This window comes from Haloglomus irregulare (assembly GCF_007421925.1).
In the GTDB taxonomy this organism is placed as follows: Archaea; Halobacteriota; Halobacteria; order Halobacteriales; family Haloarculaceae; genus Haloglomus; species Haloglomus irregulare.
Map to the genome: position 1 here is coordinate 533,718 of NZ_QMDX01000001.1, position 25,116 is coordinate 558,833.

Here is a 25,116-nt window from a genome sequence, read left to right on the forward strand (position 1 = left end):
GCCAGCGCCGGCAGTAGCCGGGCGCGCGGGTCGTCGGGGAGGGCATCCGGCATCGGGAGGGGCTGACGGCAGGCGGACTGTTAGATCGGGCCGCCCCGGAACCGGCACGCACTTGCCCGTCCTCGCCGCAGTCCCGCGCATGTACGTCGGACGCCTGCTCGTGGTCGGTCCCGACCTCGCGGCCTACCGCGTCTCCTCACGCTCGTTCCCGAACCGGCAGGCCGTCGTCCGCGAGGCCGGCGGGACCGTCACGGTCGAGCCTACGCCGGACGCCCCGCCCAGCGACAACCCCTACATCTCCTACAACTGCCTCCGGACGGTCGACACCCCGGCCGGCGAGGCGGTCGCCATCGGCAACGGCTCGCACGTCGACCCCGTCGCCGAGAAGCTGGGCCTGGGCTACCCGCCCCGGGACGCCCTGGTGACGGCGCTACACGCGCTCGACTTCGAGAAGGACGACTACGACACCCCACGCATCGCCGGGGTGCTCGGCCCGGACGCGGCGTCCATCGGCACCGTCCGGCGCGACGCGCTTCTCGTCCGCGAGGTGGCGGAGCCGACCCTCGTCGCCACCTACGAGGAGGACAGCCCAACGGCGTTCGAGTTCGGGGCCGACGACGCCGCGGCCGCGGCCCGCACGGCCTACGACCTCGAGTTCGAGCACGCGGTCTGTGCGGCGGCGGTGACCCGCGAGGCCGACGAGTTCGACGTGGCCGCGGTCACGCCCGGGTAGTGCGCCACCGTGGAGCCATGGGGCCCGCAGACCACCGCGTGTGACGCGCGTCTGACGTTTCCACTGTTTCGACTGCGGCCCCTCACTTCGACTGCAACCGGCGGTCCGTCGCCGACTCAACCGTCGGTCGGTGTGTCCGGCGCGCCCCTCCTTCGGGTGGAGTCGTGGAACGGTGACACGGCCCGCGCCGGGTTCATATCCGCTCGCCGCGGCCCTCCGGGTAGATGCGACTGGGCGTCATCGCGGACGTGCACGCGAACCTGGCGGCGCTGGAGGCCGTCCTCGCGGCCCTGCCGCCGGTCGACGGCCTGGTCTGTGCGGGCGATATCGTCGGATACGGCCCACAGCCCGCCGCGTGCGTCGACGCGCTGCGGTCGTGGGGGGACGGCGACCGCGACCTGCTGGCGATCCGCGGGAACCACGACCGGGCGGTCACCGCGGGCGTCGACCCGGACGACGGGATGGCCGGCGCCGGCGTCCGCCACGCCCGGGCGGAGCTCGGCGCTGACGCGCTGGCGTGGCTGGCCGACCTGCCACCCGGTCTGACCGGTCACGGGGACTGTCTCCGGGTCGCACACGGCCATCCCGCCGACCCGGACCGGTACGTCTACCCGTCACTGTTCGACCGGTCGCTCCTGGCCGACGAGCGGGTGCTGGTGCTGGGTCACACCCACATCCAGGCGCGCGAGCGGTTCGAGCAAGCCGGGTGGGCCAGGGTTCGACGCCGGGTCGTCCTGAACCCGGGGAGCGTCGGCCAGCCACGTGACGGGGAGCCGACGGCCGCGTACGCGACGCTGACGCTCGATCCGGAGCCGGCGGTCGCGCTCCACCGGGTCGACTACGACGTCGAGCGGACGGTGCGGGCGATCCGCGACGCCGGACTGCCGGCAGCGGCCGGCGAGCGGCTCCGGAAGGGGGTCTGAGTCCCGATGGACGTATGACTCTGCTACCCGTACGTTCGCCCAGGAATGTCGGAGGAGCGTGACGTAACCGGTCGGCGGGCCGAGGGGCGCGAGCGGGGGCTGGCGGCGCTGCTCGACGCGACCCGCGAGCTGATGATCGCCGAGGACGCCGAGACCGTCGCTCGGACCGTCGTCGAGGCGGCCAGCGACCGGCTGGGGCACGAACTCGTCGGCGTCCACCTCCTCCCGGACGCGCCGCTGACCGAGCGGGCCGCCACGGCCGCCGAGTCGCCACACGTGGCGCTGGAGCCGGTCGCCTGGACGGACGCGCTGGTCGACCTCATCGGCCGGGACCCGCCGCCGGATATCGAGCCCGGGTCGGGTGTCGCCTGGGAGAGCTTCGAGCGCGGCGAGCTCCGCGTGTTCGACGACGTCAGGGCGGCCAAGGCGGAGCTGATGGACCCGGACACGGCGTTCCGGAGCGAGCTCCACGTCCCGCTCGGGCGCTACGGTGTCCTCATCATCGGCTCGGCCGAGGTCGCCGAGTTCGACGACCAGGACGTCTACTTCGCGCGTATCCTCGCGGCCAACACCGTCGCCGCGCTGGACAATCTCGCCGCCCGCCGCGAGGTCGAGCGCCGCGAACAGGAGCTCGCCCGACAGAACCGCCGGCTGGAGGAGTTCGCCGACGTCATCGGTCACGACCTCCGGAACCCGCTGTCGGTCGCCAGGGGCCGCCTGGAGCTGGGACTGGAGAGCGGCGACCGCGAGGAGTTCGAGCGGGTCGACGACGCGCTCGACCGCATCGAGGCCCTCGTCGACGGGCTCCTGTCGCTCGCCAAGGAGGGCCGGGCCGTCGGGGAGACGACGACGGTCGACGTGGCCGCGGTCGCCGAGCGGGCCTGGAGGAGCGTCGAAACCGAGGGGGCCACGCTCCGGACCACGCCCGCCCCCGGCGTGGCGGCCGACGCCGACCGGCTCCGGCAGCTCCTGGAGAACCTGTTCCGGAACGCCGTGGAACACGGTTCCGCGACCGACCCGGCCGGCCTCACCGTCAGCGTCGGCCCCCTGGATGACGGTCCAGGGTTCTACGTGGCCGACGACGGCGTCGGCATCCCCGACGGGCTGGGGGAGTCGGCGCTCGAACACGGCGTCTCCGGCGCGGACGGGACCGGGCTCGGCCTCGCTATCGTCCGGACCATCGCCGAGGCACACGGCTGGGCGGTGGCCGCGGAGACGGGGGCGGACGGCGGCGCCCGCTTCGAGTTCCGGACCGACGAGCAGGCACGATAGGGGGTATTATCCACCAATACGGCGTATAATCGGTGGGGTTCGCGTATAGCTTCGTAGATCGCTGGATAGGGAGTCAGAACGGCGCTACGACCGGAACCGCGACTGGATGATCTCCAGGGCCGTCTCGCGGTCCGCCCAGTCGACGAAGACGGCGACGGAGGTGGCCGAGGTGACGAGGTCGTGGACGGTGAGGTGGGCCTCCTCCAGCGGTTCGACGATATCGCGGAGGATGCCGGATTCGGCCGGGAGCTCCCCGCCGGTGACCCGGACGACGGCGATGTCGTCGTCGACGGTGACCGAGGAGAGCACGTCGTCCTCGACGACCGCGTCGTGGAGGAGGGTCTCGGCGCGCTCGGCCATCTCGTCGTCGACGTAGAACGTGACCGAGTCCATCCCGCTGGCGACGCAGTCGATGTTGATGTCGGCATCGCCGAGCGCGCCCGCGAGCTCGGCGAGCACGCCGGGGGAGTTGCGGATGGCCCGGCCGGCGACGGTGACACAGGAGAGTCGCCCCTCCCGGAGGTCGATGAGGTTCTGGAACTGGCCCTCGATGCTGGTGCCGCCGGTGAGCAGGTCGCCGTGCTGGTAGTGGACGACCCGGACGTCCATCTCGACGTCCTTGTACGAGAGCGCCGACGGCGCGACCACCTCCGCGCCGCGGAAGGAGAGGTTCCGGAGTTCGTCGACGGAGATCTTGCCGACGTTCCGGGCCCCCTCCACCACGCGCGGGTCCCCGGTCATGACACCCTCGACGTCGGTCACGATGACGACCTCGTCGGCGGTCATGTAGTTGCCCATCATCACGGCCGTCGTGTCCGAGCCGCCGCGGCCGAGCGTGGTGACGTTGCCGTCGTGGTCCTGTGCGAGAAAGCCCGTGATGACCGGGACGACCCCGTCCATGCGGTCGGCGAGCTTCTTCGCGCGGCGGCGGGTCTCCCCGACGTCCACCTCGCCATGTGAGTCGGTGATGACCGGCCAGTCCTCGTGGCCGGGTTCGAGGAACTCGGCGTCGACACCGCGGGCCCCGAGCGCGGCCTTCAGCATCCGGACGGAGGTGCGCTCGCCCATGCTGACGATCTCGGCCTCGTCGCTGTCGTCGGCCTCGAAGGTGATGGCGTCGAGCAGGAAGTCCGTCGTGCTGCCCATCGCGGAGGCGACGACGGCGACCTCGTGGCCGGCCTGGACGGCGGCGGCGATGGAGTCGGCGGCCCGGTTGACCCGGTCCCCGTTCCCGAGGCTCGTCCCGCCGAACTTGGCGACGACCCGCATCAGTCCGCTCGCCCCTCCGTATCGTGCGCTACGTGCATACCTCGCGGTACCTCCCGACCCGGGATAACCCTGTCCCTGAACCGAAGGCTTGCCGTCAGCGGGGTCGGAGAGGAGGGGTCCGAGACCGGCTGCAGCCGCCGTATCGGGCGGTCAGCGGTCGTTCTCGGGCGCCTCGGCGCCGGGTTTCGGCCTCTCGGGGGGGCGGGCCTCCGGGCCGACGGGCGCCGGCGTCTCGCCGTTCCGGTGCTCGGCGTCCGTCCCGTCCGGGTGTGCCGGCGGCCCGTCCGCGTCGGCGGCCTCGCGGCGGCGCTGGCGGGATTTGGCCTGCTCCTCCTCCGGGTCGAAGGTGACCATCCCCAGCCCGGAGGTGTACTCGTAGGCGTGCCACTCGGGGATGACGAGGACACCGTTCAGCTTCCGGATGCGGGCCTGCTTGATGAGCGTGTCCGGGATGATCTCCTCGTTGAGCCGCATCTCGACGATCCCGTCGGTGACGTAGCCGAGGTCGTGGGGGAACTCCTCGCGGCCGCCGGCGATGGTCGCCCCCGCGAACACCGGGACGAACCGGCCCTTGCAGACGTCGGCGCGGAGGTCCTTCACGAAGTCGTACGCCTGGACCGGCTGGACCAGCGTCCCGAGCTCGGTGAGCGAGTCGATGAGCACCAGCCCCTCGCCGACCATCTCGCGGGCCTCGAGGGCGTTGTCCAGCTTGTTCCGGACCTCACCCAGATCCGATGGGTCGCGGGTGGTCGTGGTGGCGTCGGTCGCCGCGTCGTACAGGTGCTGGTTCCAGTCGTCCATCCGGTCGAACATGCGGTCGCGGTCGGACAGCCGGTAGGTGAAGCAGTCCACGATGTGGAGCTGGCCCGACTCCAGATACGGGAGGACGTTCCACTCCAGCGTGAGGAACTGCTGGACGATGCTGCCCGGCGGTTCCTGGAAGGAGACGACGACGACGGGTTCGCCCCGCTGGAGTGCCCGCCACACCAGTTCGGCGTGGACCGCGCGGTCGCGGCTCCCGGCCTCGCCCGCCAGCAGGACGAAGGCGTTCCGGGGGAACCCCTGCGGGAGCGACTGGTCCAGCGCGGCCACCCCCGGGCGGATGCGCCGGTGGCCCGCGCCGGCGCCCGCGTCGAAACCCGCTCGCGACAGCGCGTCCATGCAGGCCTGCGAGCAGCAGCGGAACTCGTCGCCCTCGTGCGTGGTCGCGACTGGTTCGGTAGGGACCGGCAGCCCGCAGAAGTCACACCGCTCGTCCGCCCGCCCGGCGGCCCCGACCTCGGCATCGGGAACGTCGGACGGCTCCGACGGCTCCGGGTCACCCCCTGGCTCCGTCTCCGACCCTGCCACCTCGTCAGCGGTCGACCGGCGCTCGTCGGTCATGTCCACTGTTTGGGGGTCCAGCGTAGAAGGGGGTTGTGGTCCTGCCGCCTCGAACCGCTTCTCGGCCGATTCCAGCGCCCTCGTGCGGTTCCGCTACCTATCACCAAAATGGTATGAACGGCGGAGTCGGGGGACACCGCGCCGTCGGGACGAGTGGCCCCGTGGCGGCGAGCCCCGTTGGACCGATGGGTTTACCCGCCGAACGAGCCCATCAACCGGTAATGCCCAGCGGGAGCTACGACCCAGACACGGTCGAACCGGCCTGGCAGGACCGGTGGGTCGACCACGGCACCTACGCGTACGACGCCGTCGACGACCCGGACCTGTCGTTCAGCATCGACACGCCGCCGCCGACCGTTTCGGGGGACCTGCACTGGGGCCACGTCTACGGCGCCACCCTGCAGGACTTCGTCGCCCGGTTCGAGCGGATGGCCAACGGGGGGGTGTTCTTCCCCTTCGGCTACGACGACAACGGCATCGCCAGCGAGCGGCTGACCGAGGACGAACTCGACATCGAGCACGCCGACTTCGAGCGCCACGAGTTCCAGCGCAAATGCCGCGAGGTCTGCGCCGACTACGAGGCCGACTTCACCGAGAAGATGCAGTCCCTCGGCGTCTCCATCGACTGGGGCCACACCTACCAGACCATCGAGCCCCGGGTTCAGCGCATCTCCCAGCGCTCGTTCATCGACCTCTACGAGCAGGGCCGGGAGTACCGTCGCCGCGCGCCCACCATCTGGTGTCCGGACTGCGCAACGGCTATCTCGCAGGTCGAGACCGAGGACGACGAGCGCGGCAGCCACTTCCACGACATCGCCTTCGAGGTCGTCGGGAGCGACGAGTCGTTCACCATCTCCACCACGCGCCCGGAGCTGCTGCCGGCCTGCGTCTCCGTCTTCGTCCACCCCGAGGACGAGGAGAACCAGCACCTCGTCGGCGAGTCCGCGCGGGTGCCGCTGTTCGGCCAGGAGGTCCCCACCATCGCGGACGAGCGCGTCGACATGGAGACCGGCTCCGGCGTCGTCATGTGCTGTACCTTCGGCGACCAGACCGACATCGAGTGGTACCAGGCCCACGACCTCCCGCTGCGGATCGCCATCGACGAGACGGGGACCATGACCGAGCAGGCCGGCGACTACGCCGGCATGCCCTCGGACGAGGCCGGCGAGGCCATCGTCGCGGATCTCGACGAGACCGGCGCACTGCTGGACAAGCGCGCCATCACGCACACCGTCAACGTCCACGAGCGCTGCGCGACGCCGGTCGAGTTCCTCGTCACCGAGCAGTGGTACGTCGAGATCCTCGACAAGAAGGAGGAGTACCTCCAGGCCGGCCGCGAGATGGACTGGTACCCGGAGAAGATGTTCACCCGGTACAGGCACTGGATCGAGGGGCTGGAGTGGGACTGGTGTATCTCCCGGCAGCGCTCCTCCGGCATCCCGTTCCCGGTCTGGTACTGCGACGACTGCGACGAGCCCGTCCTCGCCGACAAGGCCGACCTCCCGGTCGACCCCCTCAGCGACGACCCGCCGGTCGGGAGCTGTCCGGAGTGTGGCCACGAGGAGTTCACCCCGGAGGACGACGTCTTCGACACCTGGGCCACCTCCTCGCTGACGCCGCTCATCAACGCCGGCTGGGCCGAGGGCAAGGACGACCCCGCCTCCGACGCGATGGCCCGCCCGGAGCTCTACCCGATGGACATGCGGCCGCAGGGCCACGACATCATCTCGTTCTGGCTGTTCCACACCGTCGTCAAATGCTACGAGCACACCGGCGAGCCGCCGTTCGACTCGGTCATGATCAACGGGATGGTGCTGGACGAGAACCGCGAGAAGATGTCCAAGTCCAAGGGCAACATCGTCGCGCCCGACTCCGTGCTGGCGGAGTACCCCGTCGACGCCGCTCGCTACTGGGCCGCCGGCTCCAGCGTCGGCGACGACCTCCCGTACAAGGAGAAGGGCATCGTCGCGGGCGAGCGGCTGCTCCAGAAGCTCTGGAACGCCTCGAAGCTGGTCGACGAGCTCGCGCCCGCCGAGTCCGTCCCGGACGAGCGGCCCGACCTCGCCGCGCTGGACGAGTGGCTGCTCGCACGCCTGGACGAGGAGATCGAGCGGGCCGCCGAACACCTCGAGGACCGCGCGTTCTCGAAGTACCGGGACTCGCTTCGCTCCTTCTTCTGGCATACGTTCTGCGACGACTACCTGGAGATCGCGAAGGGCCGCATCCGCGAGACGGACGACCCGAGCGCCCGCTACACGCTCCGGACGGCCCACGAGCGGTTCCTGAAGCTGTTCGCGCCCGTCCTGGCGCACGTCACCGAGGAGCTGTGGCACGAGATGTACGCCGACGCCGACCCGGTCGGCGCGACCGTCGAGGCGGGTACCGACGACGCGACCGCCGCGGACGGCGGCGCCGCCGGGATCGTCGACAGCGTCCACACGACCGACTGGCCCGAGCCGCTCGGCCTCGACGCCGACATCGCGGCCGGCGAGCGCGCCCTGGAGGTCGTCGGGGCGCTCCGGAAGTACAAGTCCGAGCGTGACCTCGCGCTGAACGCCGGGCTCGGCCGCGTGCAGGTCTACGGCGACGTCGCGGACTACGTCGACGACATCGCCCGCGCGATGCACGTGGATGAACTCGAACTGCTCGAGGAGGCCCCCGCCGTCGAGACGGTCGTGACCGGCATCGACCTGGACTACTCCGTCGTCGGGCCCGAGTTCGGCGGCGACGTCCCGGATATCGAGGCCGCCATCGAGGGCGGCGAGTACGTCCTCGAGGACGAGGGCGACGACGCCGTCCTCCTGGCCGGCGAGTTCGAGCTGACCGCCGAGATGTTCGATGTCGAGCGCGAGCGCCGCTACGACGGGGAGGGCGACCTCCTAGAGACGGACGGCGCCGTCGTCATCGTCGGCTAGGTCGGACGCTCACCCCGCTTGATGGGAGGGGTCGCTACCCGAGATTCCGACAGTCCCATGCGAGACCAGCAGTGCCGATACTGCGACGGTAGATCGGCTACTCCCGGTAGAGTCGGCAGATCGTAGCAGTATCCGGGATATACGCGCGCCGACGGGGCGCGTTTCACCGCTGGCGGCCGCAGGGAGTCGGCGGCATCTCGTCCGAACGTCCGTCCGCCGAGCGGTTCGCGGCAACGCCCGCGAGCGGATGCCTGGCCGGCGGAGCCAGTCCTCGCGGGCGGCCGAGGGTCGCCGAGGACCCCCGAACCACGGGGAAGCTCGTCAGAACCGATCGATATCCGTCCCCACCGAGCAGACGTACTCGCCGGTGGCGATCTGCGGGAGGCGGCGGGTGCGCCAGAAGACGCCGGACGTGTCGGCCGACACCTCGCTCTTCACGTCGCCGAAGGTGTCGGTCACCTGGAAGAGGGTGTCACCGCGCTCGACGCGGTCGCCGAGGTCGGCGGTGAAGGAGACGAGGCCGCCGGCGGGGGCGCCGTACTGCTCGAAGCCGGTGGCGCGGGTCTGCGGGTCGGGGTCGTGGGTGCCGTCGAGGAGGTCGTAGTGGGTGAGGACGTTCGTGACGCCCTGGAGGCCCAGGCGGATGGACTCCTCGTCCCAGCCGACGGAGCCGCCGAGTTCGGGGTCGATGGTGGGGATACCCTCGTCGGGGGCCGCACGGGCGAGCTGACCGTCGGGCCCCTTCTGGTCGAGGATGTAGCCGCAGCCGAACACCTTCGCCAGCTCCAGGCAGTCCCGGTGGAGCCGGTGGCGGGGGCCACAGCGTACCCGCGTCTCGTTGATCATGCGACTGGTCGAGCCCTGGTGGAGGTCGAGGACGAGGTCGGCCCGCGTGGCGGCGTCGAAGGTGGCGGCGGCGATACGCTCGCTGGCGGTCCCGTTGGCGTTGCCGGGATAGGCCCGGTTGAGCTTGGTGTCGTCGATGGGGTTGCGGTGTTCGGCCACCTGGAACCCGTAGTGGTTGACGATGCCGACGATGAGGACGGTGCCGGCGAGCTCGTTGGGGTTGATACGGGGGTAGAGCCGCTGGATGACGCCGAGCCCGTTGAGTTCGTCGCCGTCACTGACGGCCTGGATGTAGAGCGTCCGGCCCTTGGAGGCCCCGTTGACAACGGCGACCGGGAGGCCGACCTCGGACCCGTCGCGGGCCTCGCCGACGGCTAGGCGACCCGTGTCCTTCTCGCCGGGAGCCGCGCTGGCCGTCCCGAGGCTGGTCATGCAATCTAGTCACCCTCGGCGCGTTATTAGGAGGTTCGGTATCCGCCCACCCTGCCGGTACCGGACCGGAACGGCTTCCCGGTCCCCGGTCCTCCGTCCGGCCATGGCCGACCCCTCCGACTCCACCGCGACCGAGCCGCCACCGGACGACGTGCCCGACAGGCCGGGCGTGGCCAACGTGTTGCAGGCGCTGAACGTCCGCCGGAACGCGGCCGTCGGCTTCGCCGTCGGCGTCGCGTTCACACTGTTCGTCGTCTACGTCTACGTCATCGTCCCGGACCGGTCGTACTCGCTGGGGCTGTGGGCGACGCTGGGGTTCGTGCTCGCGGTGGGGACCGGGCTGCTCGTGACCGCGGTACTCACCGCCGGCTCCGCGGTCCGGCGGGCGCGGGAACTGGAGTAGCCCGGACGACGACCCGTCTCAGCCCGCGTCCGGGGGCTCGTCGCCGGCCAACTCGGCGAGCCGGCCGGCGCCCGACCGCGTCCCCTTCGCGACGAACCGGTCGCCGGCCTGGAGCCGGGTCTCGGGACCGGGGGAGACGACCCAGTCCGAGTCGCCGGCGGTCGCGGTCTCCTCGGGGCGGCCACGCCGGACCGCGATGACGCGCATCCCGGTCTCGGTCTCGACGGTCGCGCTCCCGAGCGTCGCGCCGTCGAGCGCGCTGCCCGGCGAGACGGTGTAGCGGACGATGACCTCGTCGGACTCCCAGACCGCCTCGGCGATGACCGGGTGGGTGCCCAGGCCGCGCAGGACACCCTCGCTGATCTCGACGGCGGCGTCGGAGATGACCTCCGTGGCGGTGGCGAGGTGGACCAGCCCGCGCAGCGCGACGGGGTCCTCGACCTCGGTGGCGGCCTGGAGGATCCACGCCTCGAACCGCGACTGGAGCGCGTCGACCTCGGCCTCCAGTTCGAGCACCTCCTCGGCGAGGGCCTCGCTGTCGTACAGCACCGAACCGTACGCCAGGTCGACCGCGAGCTCGCTCATGTCCTTCATCAGGACGACCGAGTCCATCGCCCGCGCCAGGTCGTCGGTGGTCGACTCGCTGTGCGCCGGCCGCTCGTAGGGCTGGCCACAGAGCCGCTCGTGGACCGTCGCGAGCCCGTCCTCGGCGCCGCGGAGTAGCGCCACGTCGCCGGCCTCGAGGCGGGTGTCGTTCGCGGGGTTGAGCAGCCAGCTCCCCTCCCGCCGGATGGCGATGATGCGGACGCCGGTCTCGGTCTCGATGTTGGACGCCCCCAGCGTCGTCCCCGCGAGCTGGGAGTCCGGCGACACCCCGACGGGGACCAGCGCCTCCACCGCGTCCGGGAGCGCCGTCCGCATCGACTCGGGCAGGCCGACCTCCTCAACGACGACCTTGGCGATGTCGCCGGCGGCGTCGCTCACCTTCTCGGCGGCGCCGACGACCCCGAGCACCGGCGCCAGCGCCTCGGCATCCGCCGGGTTCCGCGCGGCCATGAGCAGGCTCATCCGGGCCTGCATCTGCAGCACGTCCATCCGCTCCTCCAGCCCGAGCACCTCCTCGGCGACCTCGGTACTGCCCAGCAGCACCGCCGAGTACGAGAGGTCGATGAGGAGCTCGGCGGTGTCCTTCATCTCCGCCAGAACCTCCTTGACGCTCACGGGCTCGTACTCGACGTCCATGCTCGGGGTTGCGCGGCACCCGACTAAAAACGTTCGCGGGCGGGTCGACCCGGGTCGACGCGAGGAGCCGCCCCCAGCCGGCGGTCCCGTCAAGTACGCCCGGTTCCAGGCGGCAAGGCGTCTAAGTCCGGAGCAGCGGACGGACGGGTGAACGTGAACGCTCGTCGGTCCCGGCCCACCGCTCCGCCAGCCCCCGACGGTCGTTCGGGGTGGGGCTCGTGAGGCGTCCCCGCGAGATCGCCCGGCTGCTCGTCGCGGAGCGGCGCCGCGCCACCATCGTCGTCGTGCTGATCGCGACGCTGATAGTCGGCGCCGGCGCGCCGGCCGTCGAGCTGTCGACCTCGCTGGACCAGTTCCGGGGCGGGACCCAGGCGGCCGCCGAGGACGACTTCGTCGAGCGGGAGATGTCCGGCTCGGTCGCCGGCGTCGAGCAGTCGCTGCTGGTCGTCCGTAACGGGAACGAGTCCGCGGCCAACTCCGAGCGGAACCGCCTCAGCAGGGCGGCGTTCCTGACGAACCTGCGGATACAGGAGCGGCTGCTCGCCAACGGAACGGTCAACCGGACGCTGGTCGCCGAGCAGAAGCCCATCTCGATGGCGAACGCCGTCGCCATCATCGCCATCCGCGACGAGCAGGGTGTCCCCATCGACGAGATGCGCATCGAGCCGCGGCCGCCGCTGGACGCCCAGCGGGCCGCCGTCCGGAACCTCTCGGCGTTCCAGCGCGACACCTACACCTCCTACGCGGTCAGGCAGGTCCTGTCCGACCCCGAGCACACCTGGCCGGACGGGGGCGGCTTCGCGTTCGTCCCGCTGAGCTACGAGGCGAACGGCAAGACCGCCCCGGCGACCGGCATCGTCCTCTCGCACGACGAGGACGCCGACCCGAAGAACCTGACCGCCGCGCAGCTGACGGCCGAGCGCATCGCCAACGACGAGCTGTCCAGCTCCGAGGAGAGCGCGGTCATCGTCGGGAACGGCGTCATCAACGCCGAGCTGCGGCAGTCATCGCTCGATAGCCTCGCCATCGTCGGGCCGTTCGCGCTCGGGCTGATGATGCTCGTCCTGCTTCTCGCCTACCGTGACCTCGCGGACGCGGCGCTGGGGCTCGTAGGCGTCGGGATGGTCCAGCTCTGGACCTTCGGCTTCATGGGCTGGTTCGGCATCACGTTCAACCAGCTGTTCGTGGCCGTGCCGGTCCTGCTGATGGGGCTCTCGGTCGACTACGCCATTCACGTCTTCATGCGCCACCGCGAGGAGCGCCCGCCCGGCGCCGACCGCGGCGCGGACCCCCGGGCCGACCCCGAGCCGCGGGGGGGTCCCACCCGGACCGACGGGGGCGATGGGGAGGACGGGGACCCGGACGACGGCGGGTTCGTCTTCGGCGAGGACGGGGCGGGCGACGAGCCGGACGGCGACGACGGTCCGGGCACCGGGGGCGACGGCGTTGCGGGGGCCGCTTCGACACCGGGCGGGCGTGACCCGGACCCGTCGGGCGGGCACGCGGTCGGCGGGGGTGGCAGCGTCACGGACACGATGACGGTCGGGCTGGCGGGCGTCGGGACCGCGCTGACGCTGGTGACGCTGACCACGGCGACGGGGTTCCTCGCGAACTTCACCAGCGGCGTCGGGCCCATCCGCGAGTTCGGCGTCGTCTGTGCGGTCGGCATCGTCGCCGCGCTGGTCGTGTTCGGGGCGTTCGTCCCCGCGATGAAGGTCGAGGTCGACCGGGCGCTGGAGGCCCGTGGCCGGGACCGGCGGCAGGCGGCCTTCGGCACGACCGGCCGGTTCGAGTCGTTCCTGGGCGCCATCGTCGGCTTCGCCCACCGGACGCCGTGGCTCGTCGTCGGCGCCGCCGTGTTGCTGACTACTGCCGGCGTCGCCGGCGCCGTGCAGGTCCCCAACGACTTCGAGCAGGACGACCTGCTGGTCGACGACGGGGACGTGCCGCCGTGGACGTCGGCCCTCCCGCCGGCCCTCCAGCCGGCGAACTACACCGCCAAGGAGAACCTCGACTACGTCGAGGAGGCCGGTTTCATCTACGACGGTACGTTCACGCAGTACGTCATCAGGGGCGACGTGACGGATGACGACGCGCTGGAGCGGACCCAGCGCGCCGGCGACCGGGTGAACGACACCGGGGTCGTCCTCCAGCTCCCCGACAGGAGCTACGCCACGCGGACGCCCGTCCGCGTGATGGACACCGTGGCCGACCGGAACGAGTCGTTCGCCGCGGTCAAGCGACGGGCCGACGCGGACGACGACGGCATCCCGGACCGGAACCTCGCCGAGGTGTACGACGCGCTCTACGAGACCGCCCCGCAGGCCGCCCGGACGGTCGTGGCCCGCGAGGACGGCGAGTACGTCGCGCTCCGGGTGAAGATCCCCGTCAACGGCAGCTACTCCGAGCAGGTGGTGACCGAACGGGTGCGCAACGCCTCCGCGCCGGTCCAGGGCGACGGCCTCCGGACCACCGCCACCGGCCAGCCGGTCGAGAACCAGGCCGTCGCCGCGCAGCTGCTCGACACGGTCAGCCAGGGGCTGGCCATCACCCTCTCGGTCGTCCTCGTCATCCTGATGCTGGTCTACCGGCGCACCGAGGGGTACGCCTCGCTCGGGGCCGTGACGCTGCTCCCCGTCGGGATGGCCGTCGCGTGGATCCTGGGGACGATGTCCCTGCTCGGCATCCCGTTCAACGTGATGACGGCGCTCATCACGTCGTTCACCATCGGGATCGGGGTGGACTACGCCATCCACCTCTCCGAGCGGTATATGCAGGAGCTGGAGGCCCAGGGCGAGATGGTGGGTGCGCTGGAGACCGCCGTGCTGGGCTCGGGCGGCGCGATGCTCGGCTCGGCCATCACCGACATCGCCGGCGTCGGCGTGCTCGCCTTCGCCATCCTCGAGCCGCTCCAGCAGTTCGGCGTCATCACCGCGCTCACCATCGCCTACTCCTTCGTCGGCGCGGTCGTCGTCCTGCCGGCGCTGCTGGTGCTGTGGACCCGGCGCTACGGGCCCGACGGCGCCAGGGGCCGGGGAGGCCGCTCGGCGGAGCCGATGAGCGTCGACGACTGATACGCCCTCGGACACGGCCGGCAGGCGCCCCCGACCGAAACTCACAGGCCGCTGCCGCGTGAGGCCCCGTCATGTCCGAGCTTCACTGCCCCTCCTGTGGCGCCGCGTACGCCGACCGGTGGCGCTGCGAGTGTGGCGCGCCACTGGACTACGAGCAGCCGCTTCCGGACGCGGACACCCCGAGCGATGCCACGCTCGACCTCACGCGGGGGCTGTGGGCCTTCGACGCGTTCCTGCCGGTCGAGCCCCGCGTGACGCTGGGCGAGGGGCCGACGCCGCTGGTCGAGGCGCCCGAGTGGGGCGCCGGATTCAAGCTCGACTGGACGCTCCCGTCGGGGTCGTTCAAGGATAGAGGTGCGACGGCGATGCTGTCGCGGGCGGCCGAACTCGGCGTCGACCGCGTGGTCGAGGACTCCTCGGGCAACGCCGGCGCCGCGGTCGCCACCTACGCCGCTCGTGCGGGCATCGACTGCCGGGTGTACGTCCCCGCGGACGTGAAGCCGGGGAAGGTCGAGGCCATCGAGCGGGCCGGCGCCGAGGTCGAGCGGGTCGAGGGCTCCCGCGAGGCCGTGACCGAGGCCTGCATCGCGGCCGTCGAGGCCGGCGAGGGCTGGTACGCCAGCCACGCGTGGAACCCGCAGTTCTTCGCCGGGACCGCGACGCTTGCCTACGAGATCGCCTGGCAGCGCGACTGGTCCGTCCCGGACGCGGTGGTGCTGCCCCTGGGCCATGGGACGATGTTCCTGGGCGTGTACCGCGGGTTCCGGGCGCTCCGGGACGCGGGCTGGACCGACGGGATGCCGCGACTGCTCGGGGCACAGGCCGCCGGCTACGCACCCGTCGTCGAGGCGCTGCACGGGGGGGCGGCGGCGGCGGGGGACAACGACACCGCCGACGGCATCCAGATCCGGGAGCCGGTCCGGTTCGAGGAGATACTGGCGGCCGTCGAGGCGACAGACGGGGACGCCATCGCCCTCGGCGAGGCGGCCGTCGAGCGGGAGCTGGATGCGCTCCACCGGGCGGGCCTCTACGCCGAACCGACGTGTGCGGTCGCGCCCGCAGCGCTACGCGAGTACAGAGAGCGGGGCGTCCTGAACACGGACGAGGACGTGGTGGTCGGGCTCAGTGGGAGCGGCCTAAAGGGAATATAACCCACGGAAATCGGACGTTCGGCCCGTAGCGATACGATAATCCGGAAACATCGCGATCGGAGTCGGAACACGGGCTCCTGTATCAGTTCGCCGTCTCGGCGGCCTGCCGGAGGTCATCGATGATGCGGCCGGGGTCCTCGATGCCGACCGGGAGCCGGACGAGGTCGTCCGTGACACCCGAGGACTGCTTCCCTGTCTCGGTCGGTTGCTGGTGGGTGGTGGAGGCGGGGTGGATGATGAGCGTCCTCGCGTCACCGACGTCGGCGAGGGGGCTGGCGAGCTCCGTCGACTCGACCGTCGTCCGGGGGGCCTCGTAATCGCCCGCCAGGCCGAAGCTGATCATCCCGCCGTACCCGCCGTCGAGGTACTCGCTGGCTGTGTCGTGGGCCGGGTGGAATTCGAGGCCGGGGTAGTTGACCCAGGCCACGTCCGCGTGCTGGTCGAGGAACTCGGCGACGGCCATCGCGTTCTCGCAGTGGCGCTCCAGCCACAGCGGGAGCGTCTCGAACCCCTGGGTGGGCTGCCAGGCGTCGAACGGGGCCTGCTGGTTGCCGAGGTCGCGGACCCACGGGCGATGGCCGCGTACCTGAACGCCTGCTCGCCGAACGTCTCGGCGGAGTTGACGCCGTGGTATGCCGGATCGTCGCCCGCGATCTCGGGGGAATTCCCGGCGTGGCCGGCCCACGGGAAGGAGTCGCCGTCGACGACCACCCCGCCGACGGCGGTGCCGGACCCGTGGAGCCACTTGGTCGTGGAGTCCCGGACCGAGTCCGCGCCGTGCCCCGGGGGTCGGCAGAGCGCCGGCGTCGCGAACGTGTTGTCCGTGAACAGTGGCGTGTCATGCTCGTGAGCGATGTCGGCGACACGCCGGACGTCCAGCGTGTCAAGCGCCGGGTCGTGACTCCCCGTCGTTCGACGGGGTGCGTGGGGTAGGTGTACGTGCCGCCGTACAACGAGGAGGCCGGGACGATGTGTTCGCCCGCCGAGGCGAGCAGGAACGTCGTCAGGCCGAGCGCGGCCATGCCCGAGGAGGTCGCGGCGGCGCCCGGGCCCCTGTCGCAGGGTCGGGCTCCTGGCCGACGTGGAGTGAGTCGGTCAGGAGCTGTCGGCCGTTGTCCGGGTCGTCACCCACACCGGTCCCCCGATGGGGGCGGCTCCAACGCAACCCCGGAGCGTATCGGGGTCGGCGCCAGGTCACGCCGCCTTGGACTCCGACTCCCGCCGGCGCGGGAACCGCTGCTCGGCGACGGCGAAGACGAGCGTGCTGAACACCCCGAGGAGGGTGCCGCCGGCGAGCGCCGCCGCCAGATACGGCAGGTCCGCGAACGACAGGTCGAGGAAGAAGGCGCTCACGCCGTGGAGGACCACCGCGATGGCGATGACGTAGAACGGTGCGTTGAGGTAGCGCCAGCGGAAGCCACCGGCCATGTACTCGTCGGTGATGCGCCCCAGCGAGGCGATGACGCCGGCGGCGGCGAACCACTCGACGGCGCCGCTGACGAGCGCCGAGACCGTCCGCCCCGGTCCGAGCTGGCCACCCGCCGTGGTGCGGATGGTCTCGACGGTCTCGACCCCGGTGACGCCGCCGACGACCAGCAGCGCCGCCGCGACCACGGAGGTGACGAGCGTCACCCGGCCGGTGAACAGCCCGGTCCGGGTGCGCTCGACCACCCGGTCGATCACCTGCTCCATCGCCAGCCCACGCGCGAGGACGTACAGCCCCAGTAGCCCGGAGACCAGCCCCAGCGTCGAGCCGGGGAGCCCCAGCTGCTCGGCCAGGATGGCGACCGGGTAGATGAGCAGCAGGATGCCCAGCGGGACGAGGATGGTGCCCCGCGTCTCGGGGTCCGACAGCACCTGCTTGAACGTGTAGTACATCGATTCGAGGTCCTGTGCCTGGCGGACGACGACGCGGCGGACGCCGTCGATGGGGACCCGCGACCGGATGACGGGGATGACGGACTCGTCCTGCGCGCCGTCGGTGACGACCAGCGCGCGGACGTCCTCGCCGGTCGCGAGCGAGGCGAGCACGGTGTCGACCTCGTCGCCGACCTTCCGGTTGGCGGCGACGTCGCCCCGCTCGGTCCCCGTGACGACGGCCACCTCGACGGTCTCGTCGGTGATGCGGTCGTGGAGGTGACACCCCTCGAAGCAGACGTTCACGTCGGAGTCCTCGGGGTCGGCGGTCGCCAGGTCCACGGCGGCCTCCTCGACGGCGGCCCGGCCGATGACCGGCGTCTCGTGGGCCGTCTTCCGCCCGAGGTCGTCGTCGAGGTCGACACACAGCACCAGCAGCACGGTCGCCCGGCGATAGGACGTGGTGGGTTAACTCGCTTGCGGGTGCTCTGGCGGTGGGCGGGGCGCATCACCCCGGAGCGCGGTCGCGGTTCCCGTCGCGGCCCGGTTCCATCGGTTTGACCTTCCGGCGCCGCTAGCAGCACAGTATGCGACGGCGAGCACTCCTCACGACGGCTGCGGCCGGTGCGACCGGGCTGCTCGCCGGCTGTTCGTTCGGCGACGGCGGCGAGGGCGGCGGGGGGCCGGCCGTCGCGGACACGGACGGGGAAGCCGGGACGCCCCCGACCGACGACGGGCGGATGAGACTGACCTCGTCGGCCTTCGGCGACGGCGCCCGGATCCCGTCCCAGCACGGCTGCGACGGGATCGGCCTCTCGCCGCCGCTCTCGGTCGGCGGCGTCCCCGACGGGACGGAGACGCTGGCGCTCATCGCCGACGACCCGGACGCCCCGACCGGCGAGCCGTTCGTCCACTGGCTCGTCTGGAACGTGCCGGTGACGCTGCGGACGTGGCCAGGTGGGGTCACGCCCAACGAGCGGGCCACGGACCTGGACGGCGCCCCGCAGGGAACGAACAGCGGTGGCGGCCTGGGCTACTTCCCCGCGTGCCCGCCGAAGGACGACGGCCCGCACCGCTACCGGTTCACGATGGTCGCGGTCGACGACCGACTCCCCCTCGACCCGGGCGCGGAGCGGGCCGCACTGGAGTCGGCACTCGACGGGAGGACGCTGGCACGAGCGCGACTCGTCGGTACCTACGAGCGCGATTGAGCGGAGTCGGGCGGACGGGGGCATCCCCGGGTCGGTGGCGGCCGGCGGGCCTCGGCGTCCGACGCGGGTCAGGCGTCCATCCAGCCGCACTCCCCACAGGTCGCGATGTCGCTGACGATGGCCGTTCGGCCGCCACAGTACGGGCAGTTGGCCGCCGGGACGTCCTCGAGCGGGTCGGCGTCGGAGTGTTCGGTGGTCGCCATGGGTTCAGAGGCGGAGGGCCGAACGGTCGACGATCGATTCCTCGCCGAGGCCGGCCGAGGTCGGAGTGAACTCGCACTCGAAGCAGCTGTAGAGTCCCTGCCCGTTGAGTACGGTCGCGCCACACTCCGGGCACTCGTGACCGGTCCCGAGGTCGTCCGTCGTCCCGAGTACCGCATTATCATCCGCGGGGTCCGTGATTGCCATACACACCACCACTCCATCGTCACTGTAAAGCGTTTCGTGGATATCAACTAATACGCCACAAAGTCCTATGAACACATTATACATCTCGCGATTGCTTTGTCTCCGTCATCCTAAGCCCCGATTCCCCGAGGAAATGTACGGTATCGGGTCTGCACTCGACGGGCGGTCGGTTCCGTGCCGGCCGGGCGGTGTGTGGTCCCCCCGCAGGCCGACTGCCGAGACACACGACTTTTTACCTCGCTCCCGCTATGGACTGTAGACACACGATGATCTCCGAGGGGTGCGAACAGTGCGCGAAGGGCGGGAAGATGGTACTGTTCGTCTACGGTTACTGCGACCAGCGCGACTGCTTCTACTGTCCCCTCGGGGAGAACCGGAAGAACGTGAACCAGGTGTACGCCAACGAGCGTCCCGTCGAGTCCGACCGGGACGTCATCGAGGAGGCAGAGCGGATGGAGGCGCTCGGCACTTCCATCACCGGGGGCGAGCCCCAGGAGGCGATGGCGCGCACCACACGGTATCTCTCCCTGCTGAAGGAGGAGTTCGGCGAGGACCACCACACACATCTCTACACGGGCATCACGGGCGGGCGCGAGAACATGCGCCGGCTGAGCGAGGCCGGCCTCGACGAGATCCGCTTCCATCCGCCGTTCGAGCAGTGGGGCGACCTCCACGGGACCGAGTGGGAGGACATCCTCCACATCGCCCGCGAGGAGGGACTCACCCCCGCCTTCGAGATCCCCGGCATCCGCGCGGAGCCCGAGTTCATGGAGTTCCTCGACGAGGGCGCCGCAGACTTCTGCAACATCAACGAGTTCGAGATGTCCGACGGGAACTACCGCCGGATGCAGGAGCAGGGCTTCGAGCTGAAGGACGGCCACATGAGCGCCGTCGAGGGGAGCCACGACATCCTGGAGACGATGGGCGACCACGAGCGAGTCTACTTCTGTACGAGCGTGTTCAAGGACGCCGCACAGCACCGCAACCGGCTCAAGCGGATGGCCCGCACCGTCCAGCGCCCGTTCGACGAGATCACCGACGACGGGACCCTGGTCTACGGCAAGACCTGGCTGGACGAGCGCGATCTGGAAGCGCTGGGCGTCCCCGAGGAGTTCTACACCGTCAAGTCCGATCACGTCGAGATCGCGTGGTGGCTGCTGGAGGAGATGGTCGAGGCGGGCGACGTCCCCGAGGGCGAGGTCGTCGAGCAGTACCCCACCTACGACGGGACCGTCGTCGAGCGGACGCCGCTGGCGTGAGGTTAGGCCATCTGGTCGGGGCGTCATGCTGACGTCGAATGCCGTGCGCTTGCCGCGATACCATCGTTACAGGCCACCGGCAACGAGGACACCGCCGAGCACCAGCAAAGCAAAGAGGGCTAGCACCAGTAACACTCTCTTGAAACCCCCCTTCCGACTGGAATCTTCCTCGGTTTCGTTCGTGGCTACACTCGGTGTCTCAGTCCCGGCCCTGATGCTCCCATCCGGATTCGGGTCCGGCCCGAGCGCGGGTCCTCGTCTTATCTGCCGCCGTACGACGGTCGGGAGTCGAGGTTCATCGGTTCCGGAGCCTTCGTCCCGCTGGTCTCCTGTTGTAGTTCTCAGCCATCTGCTGGTCGGAGGACGTGGTGGCCACAGTTGCGACACTCGGCGGGGGTCCCCGTGTGGACCCGTTCACAGCGGTCGCACACCCATCCCTTGACCGTACACCACGACCTACTCCGTTGGATATAGACATCTACCCCGGCGCTCTCCGGTCCACCGCGCCCGGAGCGGACCACTAATCAGCCACGAAGACCAATACGGAGCCGATGCGGGAGTTCAAACACGATTACTGCCTGGCATGAAAGATTACAAGCGCAAGCAGCTCCTCGAGCGCGTCGAGCGCGAGGGGTCGACGCTCGGCGCCGACATCCCCGACGAGATCGAGGTTCAAGGAGAGACGGTCGATCTCCACCAGTTCGTCTTCGAGATCAAGCGTCGGGACAAGGTGCCGCCGGGCGAGCGCGAGCGCGTCGAGGAAGCGAAGAAGAACCTCCGGCGCGAGCGGCTCCAGCGCAAGCAGCGTATCGAGGACGAGGAGACCGGGATGACGTTCGAGGAGGGGGAGGAGCTGGTCGAGTCCATCATCGGCATCGACCGGGCGCTGGAGGCGTTGCAGTCGCTGGGGCCCTCGAGCATCGAGCAGGAGGCCCAGGCGAAGGAGGCCGCCGACAAGAAGCGGTGGATGAAGTTCCTGAAGCAGGCCCTCGGGAAGGAGGATGATACCGGCAAGCGCGGCGGTTACTGAGTTCTGCCCGGTTTTCGGATATCAGGACGAGTGTATCTCACGTACCTGGCCGCTCCATCGGTTTATTCGAATAGGATCGAGCGGGTCGCAGCGGACTCAGTCGTCGGCGGGCAGGGGCTGCTCGGCCGAGATCATCTCCGCGGCCCGCTCCGCGATGGCGATGGTGGGCGCGTTGGTGTTGCCGCCCACGAGCGTCGGCATCACGCTGGCGTCGACGACACGGAGCCCCTCCAGCCCGTGGACCGAGAGCGAGTCGTCGACGACAGCCATGTCGTCGTCACCCATCTTGCAGGTCCCGACCGGGTGGTAGACCGTGTGGCAGGTCTCGCGGATGTGCTCGCGGATCTCCGCATCGGTTTGGATGTCCTCGCCCGGCCAGACCTCCTCCCCGCGGTACTCGTCGAGCGGGCTCGCCGCCGCGATGTCGCGGGCCTCCCTGACCCCCTCGACGAGCACCTCCATGTCGCGTTCCTCGGTGAGGTAGCGCGGGTCGATGGCGGGGTCGTCGAACGGGTCCGTCGAGTCGAGCGTGATGCGGCCGCGGCTCTCCGGGCGGAGCTGCGTCGCGCCGATGGAGAAGCCAACCCCCTCCTCGGGGTTCGACAGTCCGTGGTCCATGAAGTAGACGGGCGCGAAATGATACTGGAGGTCCGGCGCCGGCTCGGACTCGCTCGTCCGGGTGAACGCCCCGCTCTCGCCGATGTTCGAGGACGGGGCGGGCTCCTCCGGGCCCGAGGTTCGCTCGTGGACCACGAACGCGAACAGGTGGTCTTGGAGGTTCCGGCCGACGCCCGGCAGGTCGGCGACCACGTCGATGCCGTGCTCGGCGAGGTGGTCGGCCGGGCCGACACCCGACAGCATCAGGAGCTGCGGGGAGTTGACCGCGCCGGCGCTGAGGATGACCTCGGCGTCCGCGTCGGCCTCGTGCGTGTCCCCGCCCTGTTCGTAGGTGACGCCGACGGCCCGGGAGCCGTCGAACCGGACCGCCGTGACCTGCGCGCGGGTCTCGGCGGTCAGGTTCGGCCGGTCCAGGGCGGGCCGAATGTAGGCCGCCGCGGTGCTGTGGCGCTGGCCGTCCTTCTGGGTGACGTGGTAGTGGCCCGCGCCGGCCTGTTGGGCACCGTTGAAGTCGTCGTTGCGCTCGATACCGGTCTCGACCGCTGCCTCCACCATCGCCCCGGAGACGGGGTGGGGGTCGGCCGGCTCGGCGACGTTCAGAGGCCCGCCCGCACCGTGGAACTCGTCGGCGCCCGGCTCGAAATGCTCGGCCTGCTTGAAATACGGGAGCATCTCCTCGTACCCCCAGCCCTCGTTCCCCAAGTCGGCCCACGTGTCGTAGTCGTGAGGATGCCCACGGATGTAGATCATCGCGTTGAGCGAACTCGACCCGCCGAGCGTCTTCCCGCGTGGCCAGTAGAACTCACGCCCGCCGAGGTCGTCCTGTGGCTCCGTGTAGTACTCCCAGTCGGCCTCGCTCTTGAACAGGTGCGGGAACATCGCCGGGACGTGGATCTCCTCCTTCTCGTCCGGAGCGCCCGCCTCGAGCAACAGGACGTCCGTCCCCGCGTCCTCGGTGAGCCGGCTGGCCATCGCACACCCGGCCGAACCGGCACCGACGATCACGTAGTCGTAGGCTGGGTTGTCACCCATAATACATGCTATCACCCTACGCTATCATAAAACCAGTCTACCATTTACTGACGGGTAATTCAAATAGTGGAGCTCTGGGGCGGCCCGAACGACCTGGCCCGGGGTCGGGCCCACCCGGGGGCTGGGGAGCGGTGACGAGCGCGCCCGGTCGTGACGGCGGCGGCAGTCCGTCACCCGTCCGAACTATCACGCCGGAACCACTCCGTTCGGACAATGACACAGAACGCCGTCGTCGCCGACCTGCTCGAGGAGATGGCCGACCGGCTGGAGGCGATGGACGTGGAGTACAAGCCCCGCGCCTACCGTCGCGCGGCCGAGAACGTCCGCGGCCACCCGGCCGACGTCGCCGGGCTCGCGGCCGAGGGCGAGGCCACGGTTCAGGACATCGAGGGCGTCGGCGACGCCATCGCGGCGAAGCTCGTCGAATACGTCGAGACCGGCGCCATCGAGGAGCTGGAGGAGCTGCGCGCCGAACTCCCCGCCGATATCGAGGCGCTCACGCGGGTCGAGGGGGTCGGCCCGAAGACGGTGGGGGACCTCTACCGCGAACTCGGCGTGGAGACGCTGGACGACTTAGAGGCCGCCGCCGAGGCCGGCGAGATACAGGAGGTGAAGGGTTTCGGCCCGAAGACGGAGCAGAACATCCGGGAGGGCATCGAGTTCGCCCGCGAGAGCCACGGCCGGGCGCTGCTGGGCGAGGGCCGCCCGCTCGCGGACCGTGTCATCAACCACCTGGAGGCGACGAGCGCCGTCGAGCGCGCCGAGCCCGCGGGCTCGCTCCGGCGCTGGAAGCCAACCGTCGGCGACGTGGACGTGCTGGTGGGTAGCGACGACCCCGAGAGCGTGTTCGACGCGTTCACCGGCTGGGACGGGACCGACCGCGTCATCGAGGCCGGCGAGGCGAAGGCGTCCGTGCGGGCCGACGGGCTCCAGATCGACCTGCGGGTCGTCGACCCGGCGGCGTTCGGCGCCGCGCTCCAGTACTTCACGGGAAGTCGCGACCACAACGTCCGGGTGCGCAACCGCGCCATCGAGCGCGGCCTGACGATGAACGAGTACGGCGTCTTCGACGTGAGCGACGTCGACGAGGCCGAGCAGCGGGACGGCGAGACCACCCGGAGCGAACGGCAGAGCCGCGAGCGCGAGGACGCCGGGCCCCGGGCCGGCGACCGGGTCGCCGGGGCGGCCGAACGCGGGATGTACGCGGCCGTCGACCTGCCGTGGGTCCCGCCGGAGCTCCGGGAGGACCGCGGCGAGGTCGACGCCGCCGCCGCGGGCGACCTGCCGGACCTCGTCGAGGAGCCCGACGTGCGCGGCGACCTCCATCTTCATACGGAGTGGTCCGACGGGAACGGTACCGTCGCGGAAATGGCCGAGGCCGCGGCCGCGTTCGGCCACGACTACATCGCCGTCACCGACCACGCCACGGGACCGGGGATGGTCGGCGGCGTCGGTCTGGACGACGAGGAGCTGCTGGAGCAGGTCGCCGAGGTCCGCGAGGTCGCGAGCGATGCCGACGTGGCGCTGTTCGCCGGCGTCGAGGCGAACATCGACGCCGAGGGCGGGCTGAGCGTCGGCGACGACGTCCTCGACGAGCTGGACTGCGTGGTCGCCTCGCCACACGCCGCGCTGGACGGCGACGGTACCGACCGTATCGTGACGGCCATCGAGCACCCCGCGACGGACATCGTGGGCCACCCGACGGGCCGGCAGCTGAACCGGCGCTCGGGGCTGGACCTCGACTTCGAGACGGTCGGGAAGGCCGCCGCCGAGGCGGGCGTCGCCCTGGAGATCAACGCCAATCCCCGCCGGCTGGACCTGCGCGGCGCGGCGGTCAAGCAGGCCGTCGAGCAGGGAGCGACGGTCGTCGTCGACACCGACGCCCACCGCCCGGAGAGCTACGCCTACATCCGCTACGGGGTCCACGCGGCCCGGCGGGGCTGGGCGGAACCCGCGGACGTGCTGAACACCCAACCGGTCAGCGGCGTCCGGCGGTTCCTCGACGGCTGACCCGACGGCCACAGCGGGGCCCGCGGCCCGCGGACCGCCCCGTCGCCG

At 70.9% G+C, this 25,116-nt stretch carries 19 protein-coding genes and 1 pseudogene; 11 read left to right on the forward strand and 9 right to left on the reverse strand.

Annotated elements, in window-relative coordinates:
* Window positions 1-139: 139 nt before the first annotated feature.
* The 3 genes from DP107_RS02785 (at window position 140) to DP107_RS02795 (ending at window position 2,928) form a co-directional block, all read left to right on the forward strand.
* Window positions 140-733 carry an IMP cyclohydrolase gene (locus tag DP107_RS02785; protein ID WP_144260597.1) on the forward strand — a complete coding sequence of 198 codons (594 nt, stop codon included), beginning with the start codon at window positions 140-142 and terminating at the stop codon, window positions 731-733.
* Window positions 734-957: 224 nt separating this feature from the next.
* Complete coding sequence (locus tag DP107_RS02790; protein WP_144260598.1) at window positions 958-1,656, forward strand: metallophosphoesterase family protein; 699 nt, start codon at window positions 958-960, stop codon at window positions 1,654-1,656.
* 45 nt (window positions 1,657-1,701) lie between these two features.
* Window positions 1,702-2,928 carry a sensor histidine kinase gene (locus DP107_RS02795; RefSeq protein ID WP_144260599.1) on the forward strand — a complete coding sequence of 409 codons (1,227 nt, stop codon included), beginning with the start codon at window positions 1,702-1,704 and terminating at the stop codon, window positions 2,926-2,928.
* An 84-nt stretch (window positions 2,929-3,012) separates the two neighbouring features.
* Here the strand turns inward: DP107_RS02795 and DP107_RS02800 are convergent, their stop codons facing one another.
* Together DP107_RS02800 and DP107_RS02805 are read right to left on the reverse strand one after the other, a co-directional pair.
* Complete coding sequence (locus DP107_RS02800) at window positions 3,013-4,197, reverse strand: aspartate kinase (RefSeq protein WP_144260600.1); 1,185 nt, start codon at window positions 4,195-4,197, stop codon at window positions 3,013-3,015.
* Window positions 4,198-4,347: 150 nt separating this feature from the next.
* The gene (locus DP107_RS02805) at window positions 4,348-5,580 is read right to left on the reverse strand and encodes an RAD55 family ATPase (protein WP_144260601.1); all 1,233 of its coding nucleotides are present in this window, start codon (window positions 5,578-5,580) and stop codon (window positions 4,348-4,350) included.
* Window positions 5,581-5,801: 221 nt separating this feature from the next.
* On the opposite strand from DP107_RS02805, the gene DP107_RS02810 reads away from it, so the two are divergent.
* On the forward strand, window positions 5,802-8,495 hold the full coding sequence (locus DP107_RS02810; RefSeq protein ID WP_144260602.1) for a valine--tRNA ligase: 2,694 nt from the start codon (window positions 5,802-5,804) through the stop codon (window positions 8,493-8,495).
* Between the two features lie 321 nt (window positions 8,496-8,816).
* Here DP107_RS02810 and DP107_RS02815 read toward each other — a convergent pair whose 3' ends face one another.
* A complete protein-coding gene (locus tag DP107_RS02815) occupies window positions 8,817-9,773 on the reverse strand; it encodes a succinylglutamate desuccinylase/aspartoacylase family protein (protein ID WP_144260603.1) in 957 nt (318 codons plus the stop codon).
* A 103-nt stretch (window positions 9,774-9,876) separates the two neighbouring features.
* Here DP107_RS02815 and DP107_RS02820 point away from each other — a divergent pair, with 103 nt between their 5' ends.
* A complete protein-coding gene (locus tag DP107_RS02820; RefSeq protein WP_144260604.1) occupies window positions 9,877-10,176 on the forward strand; it encodes a DUF7536 family protein in 300 nt (99 codons plus the stop codon).
* A gap of 18 nt (window positions 10,177-10,194) precedes the next feature.
* On the opposite strand, the gene DP107_RS02825 is transcribed toward DP107_RS02820, so the two are convergent.
* The gene (locus DP107_RS02825) at window positions 10,195-11,418 is read right to left on the reverse strand and encodes a potassium channel family protein (RefSeq protein WP_144260605.1); all 1,224 of its coding nucleotides are present in this window, start codon (window positions 11,416-11,418) and stop codon (window positions 10,195-10,197) included.
* A gap of 218 nt (window positions 11,419-11,636) precedes the next feature.
* Between DP107_RS02825 and DP107_RS02830 the strand changes: the two genes are divergently transcribed.
* Together DP107_RS02830 and DP107_RS02835 are read left to right on the forward strand one after the other, a co-directional pair.
* Window positions 11,637-14,492 carry an efflux RND transporter permease subunit gene (locus DP107_RS02830; RefSeq protein WP_144260606.1) on the forward strand — a complete coding sequence of 952 codons (2,856 nt, stop codon included), beginning with the start codon at window positions 11,637-11,639 and terminating at the stop codon, window positions 14,490-14,492.
* Between the two features lie 71 nt (window positions 14,493-14,563).
* Window positions 14,564-15,643, forward strand: a complete 1,080-nt coding sequence (locus tag DP107_RS02835; RefSeq protein WP_144260607.1) for a pyridoxal-phosphate dependent enzyme — start codon at window positions 14,564-14,566, stop codon at window positions 15,641-15,643.
* Window positions 15,644-15,725: 82 nt separating this feature from the next.
* Here DP107_RS02835 and DP107_RS02840 read toward each other — a convergent pair.
* Both DP107_RS02840 and DP107_RS02845 read right to left on the reverse strand, forming a co-directional pair.
* Window positions 15,726-16,695 (reverse strand): annotated as a pseudogene (locus DP107_RS02840) (PLP-dependent transferase); the annotation flags it as partial.
* A gap of 142 nt (window positions 16,696-16,837) precedes the next feature.
* The gene (locus DP107_RS02845; protein WP_144260608.1) at window positions 16,838-17,941 is read right to left on the reverse strand and encodes a DUF373 family protein; all 1,104 of its coding nucleotides are present in this window, start codon (window positions 17,939-17,941) and stop codon (window positions 16,838-16,840) included.
* Window positions 17,942-18,087: 146 nt separating this feature from the next.
* Here DP107_RS02845 and DP107_RS02850 point away from each other — a divergent pair, with 146 nt between their 5' ends.
* Complete coding sequence (locus tag DP107_RS02850) at window positions 18,088-18,711, forward strand: YbhB/YbcL family Raf kinase inhibitor-like protein (RefSeq protein WP_144260609.1); 624 nt, start codon at window positions 18,088-18,090, stop codon at window positions 18,709-18,711.
* Window positions 18,712-18,779: 68 nt separating this feature from the next.
* On the opposite strand, the gene DP107_RS21050 is transcribed toward DP107_RS02850, so the two are convergent.
* A complete protein-coding gene (locus DP107_RS21050; RefSeq protein ID WP_272949815.1) occupies window positions 18,780-18,914 on the reverse strand; it encodes a hypothetical protein in 135 nt (44 codons plus the stop codon).
* Window positions 18,915-18,918: 4 nt separating this feature from the next.
* Window positions 18,919-19,119 carry a hypothetical protein gene (locus DP107_RS02855; protein ID WP_144260610.1) on the reverse strand — a complete coding sequence of 67 codons (201 nt, stop codon included), beginning with the start codon at window positions 19,117-19,119 and terminating at the stop codon, window positions 18,919-18,921.
* A gap of 266 nt (window positions 19,120-19,385) precedes the next feature.
* Here DP107_RS02855 and DP107_RS02860 point away from each other — a divergent pair, with 266 nt between their 5' ends.
* On the forward strand, window positions 19,386-20,378 hold the full coding sequence (locus DP107_RS02860) for a radical SAM protein (protein ID WP_144260799.1): 993 nt from the start codon (window positions 19,386-19,388) through the stop codon (window positions 20,376-20,378).
* A gap of 583 nt (window positions 20,379-20,961) precedes the next feature.
* A complete protein-coding gene (locus DP107_RS02865) occupies window positions 20,962-21,408 on the forward strand; it encodes a DUF5788 family protein (protein WP_144260611.1) in 447 nt (148 codons plus the stop codon).
* A 96-nt stretch (window positions 21,409-21,504) separates the two neighbouring features.
* Here DP107_RS02865 and DP107_RS02870 read toward each other — a convergent pair whose 3' ends face one another.
* Window positions 21,505-23,058 carry a GMC family oxidoreductase gene (locus tag DP107_RS02870; protein ID WP_185977139.1) on the reverse strand — a complete coding sequence of 518 codons (1,554 nt, stop codon included), beginning with the start codon at window positions 23,056-23,058 and terminating at the stop codon, window positions 21,505-21,507.
* Between the two features lie 213 nt (window positions 23,059-23,271).
* On the opposite strand from DP107_RS02870, the gene DP107_RS02875 reads away from it, so the two are divergent.
* Window positions 23,272-25,068 (forward strand): helix-hairpin-helix domain-containing protein, encoded by a 1,797-nt coding sequence (locus DP107_RS02875; RefSeq protein ID WP_144260612.1) that lies wholly within the window; start codon window positions 23,272-23,274, stop codon window positions 25,066-25,068.
* Window positions 25,069-25,116 lie beyond the last annotated feature (48 nt).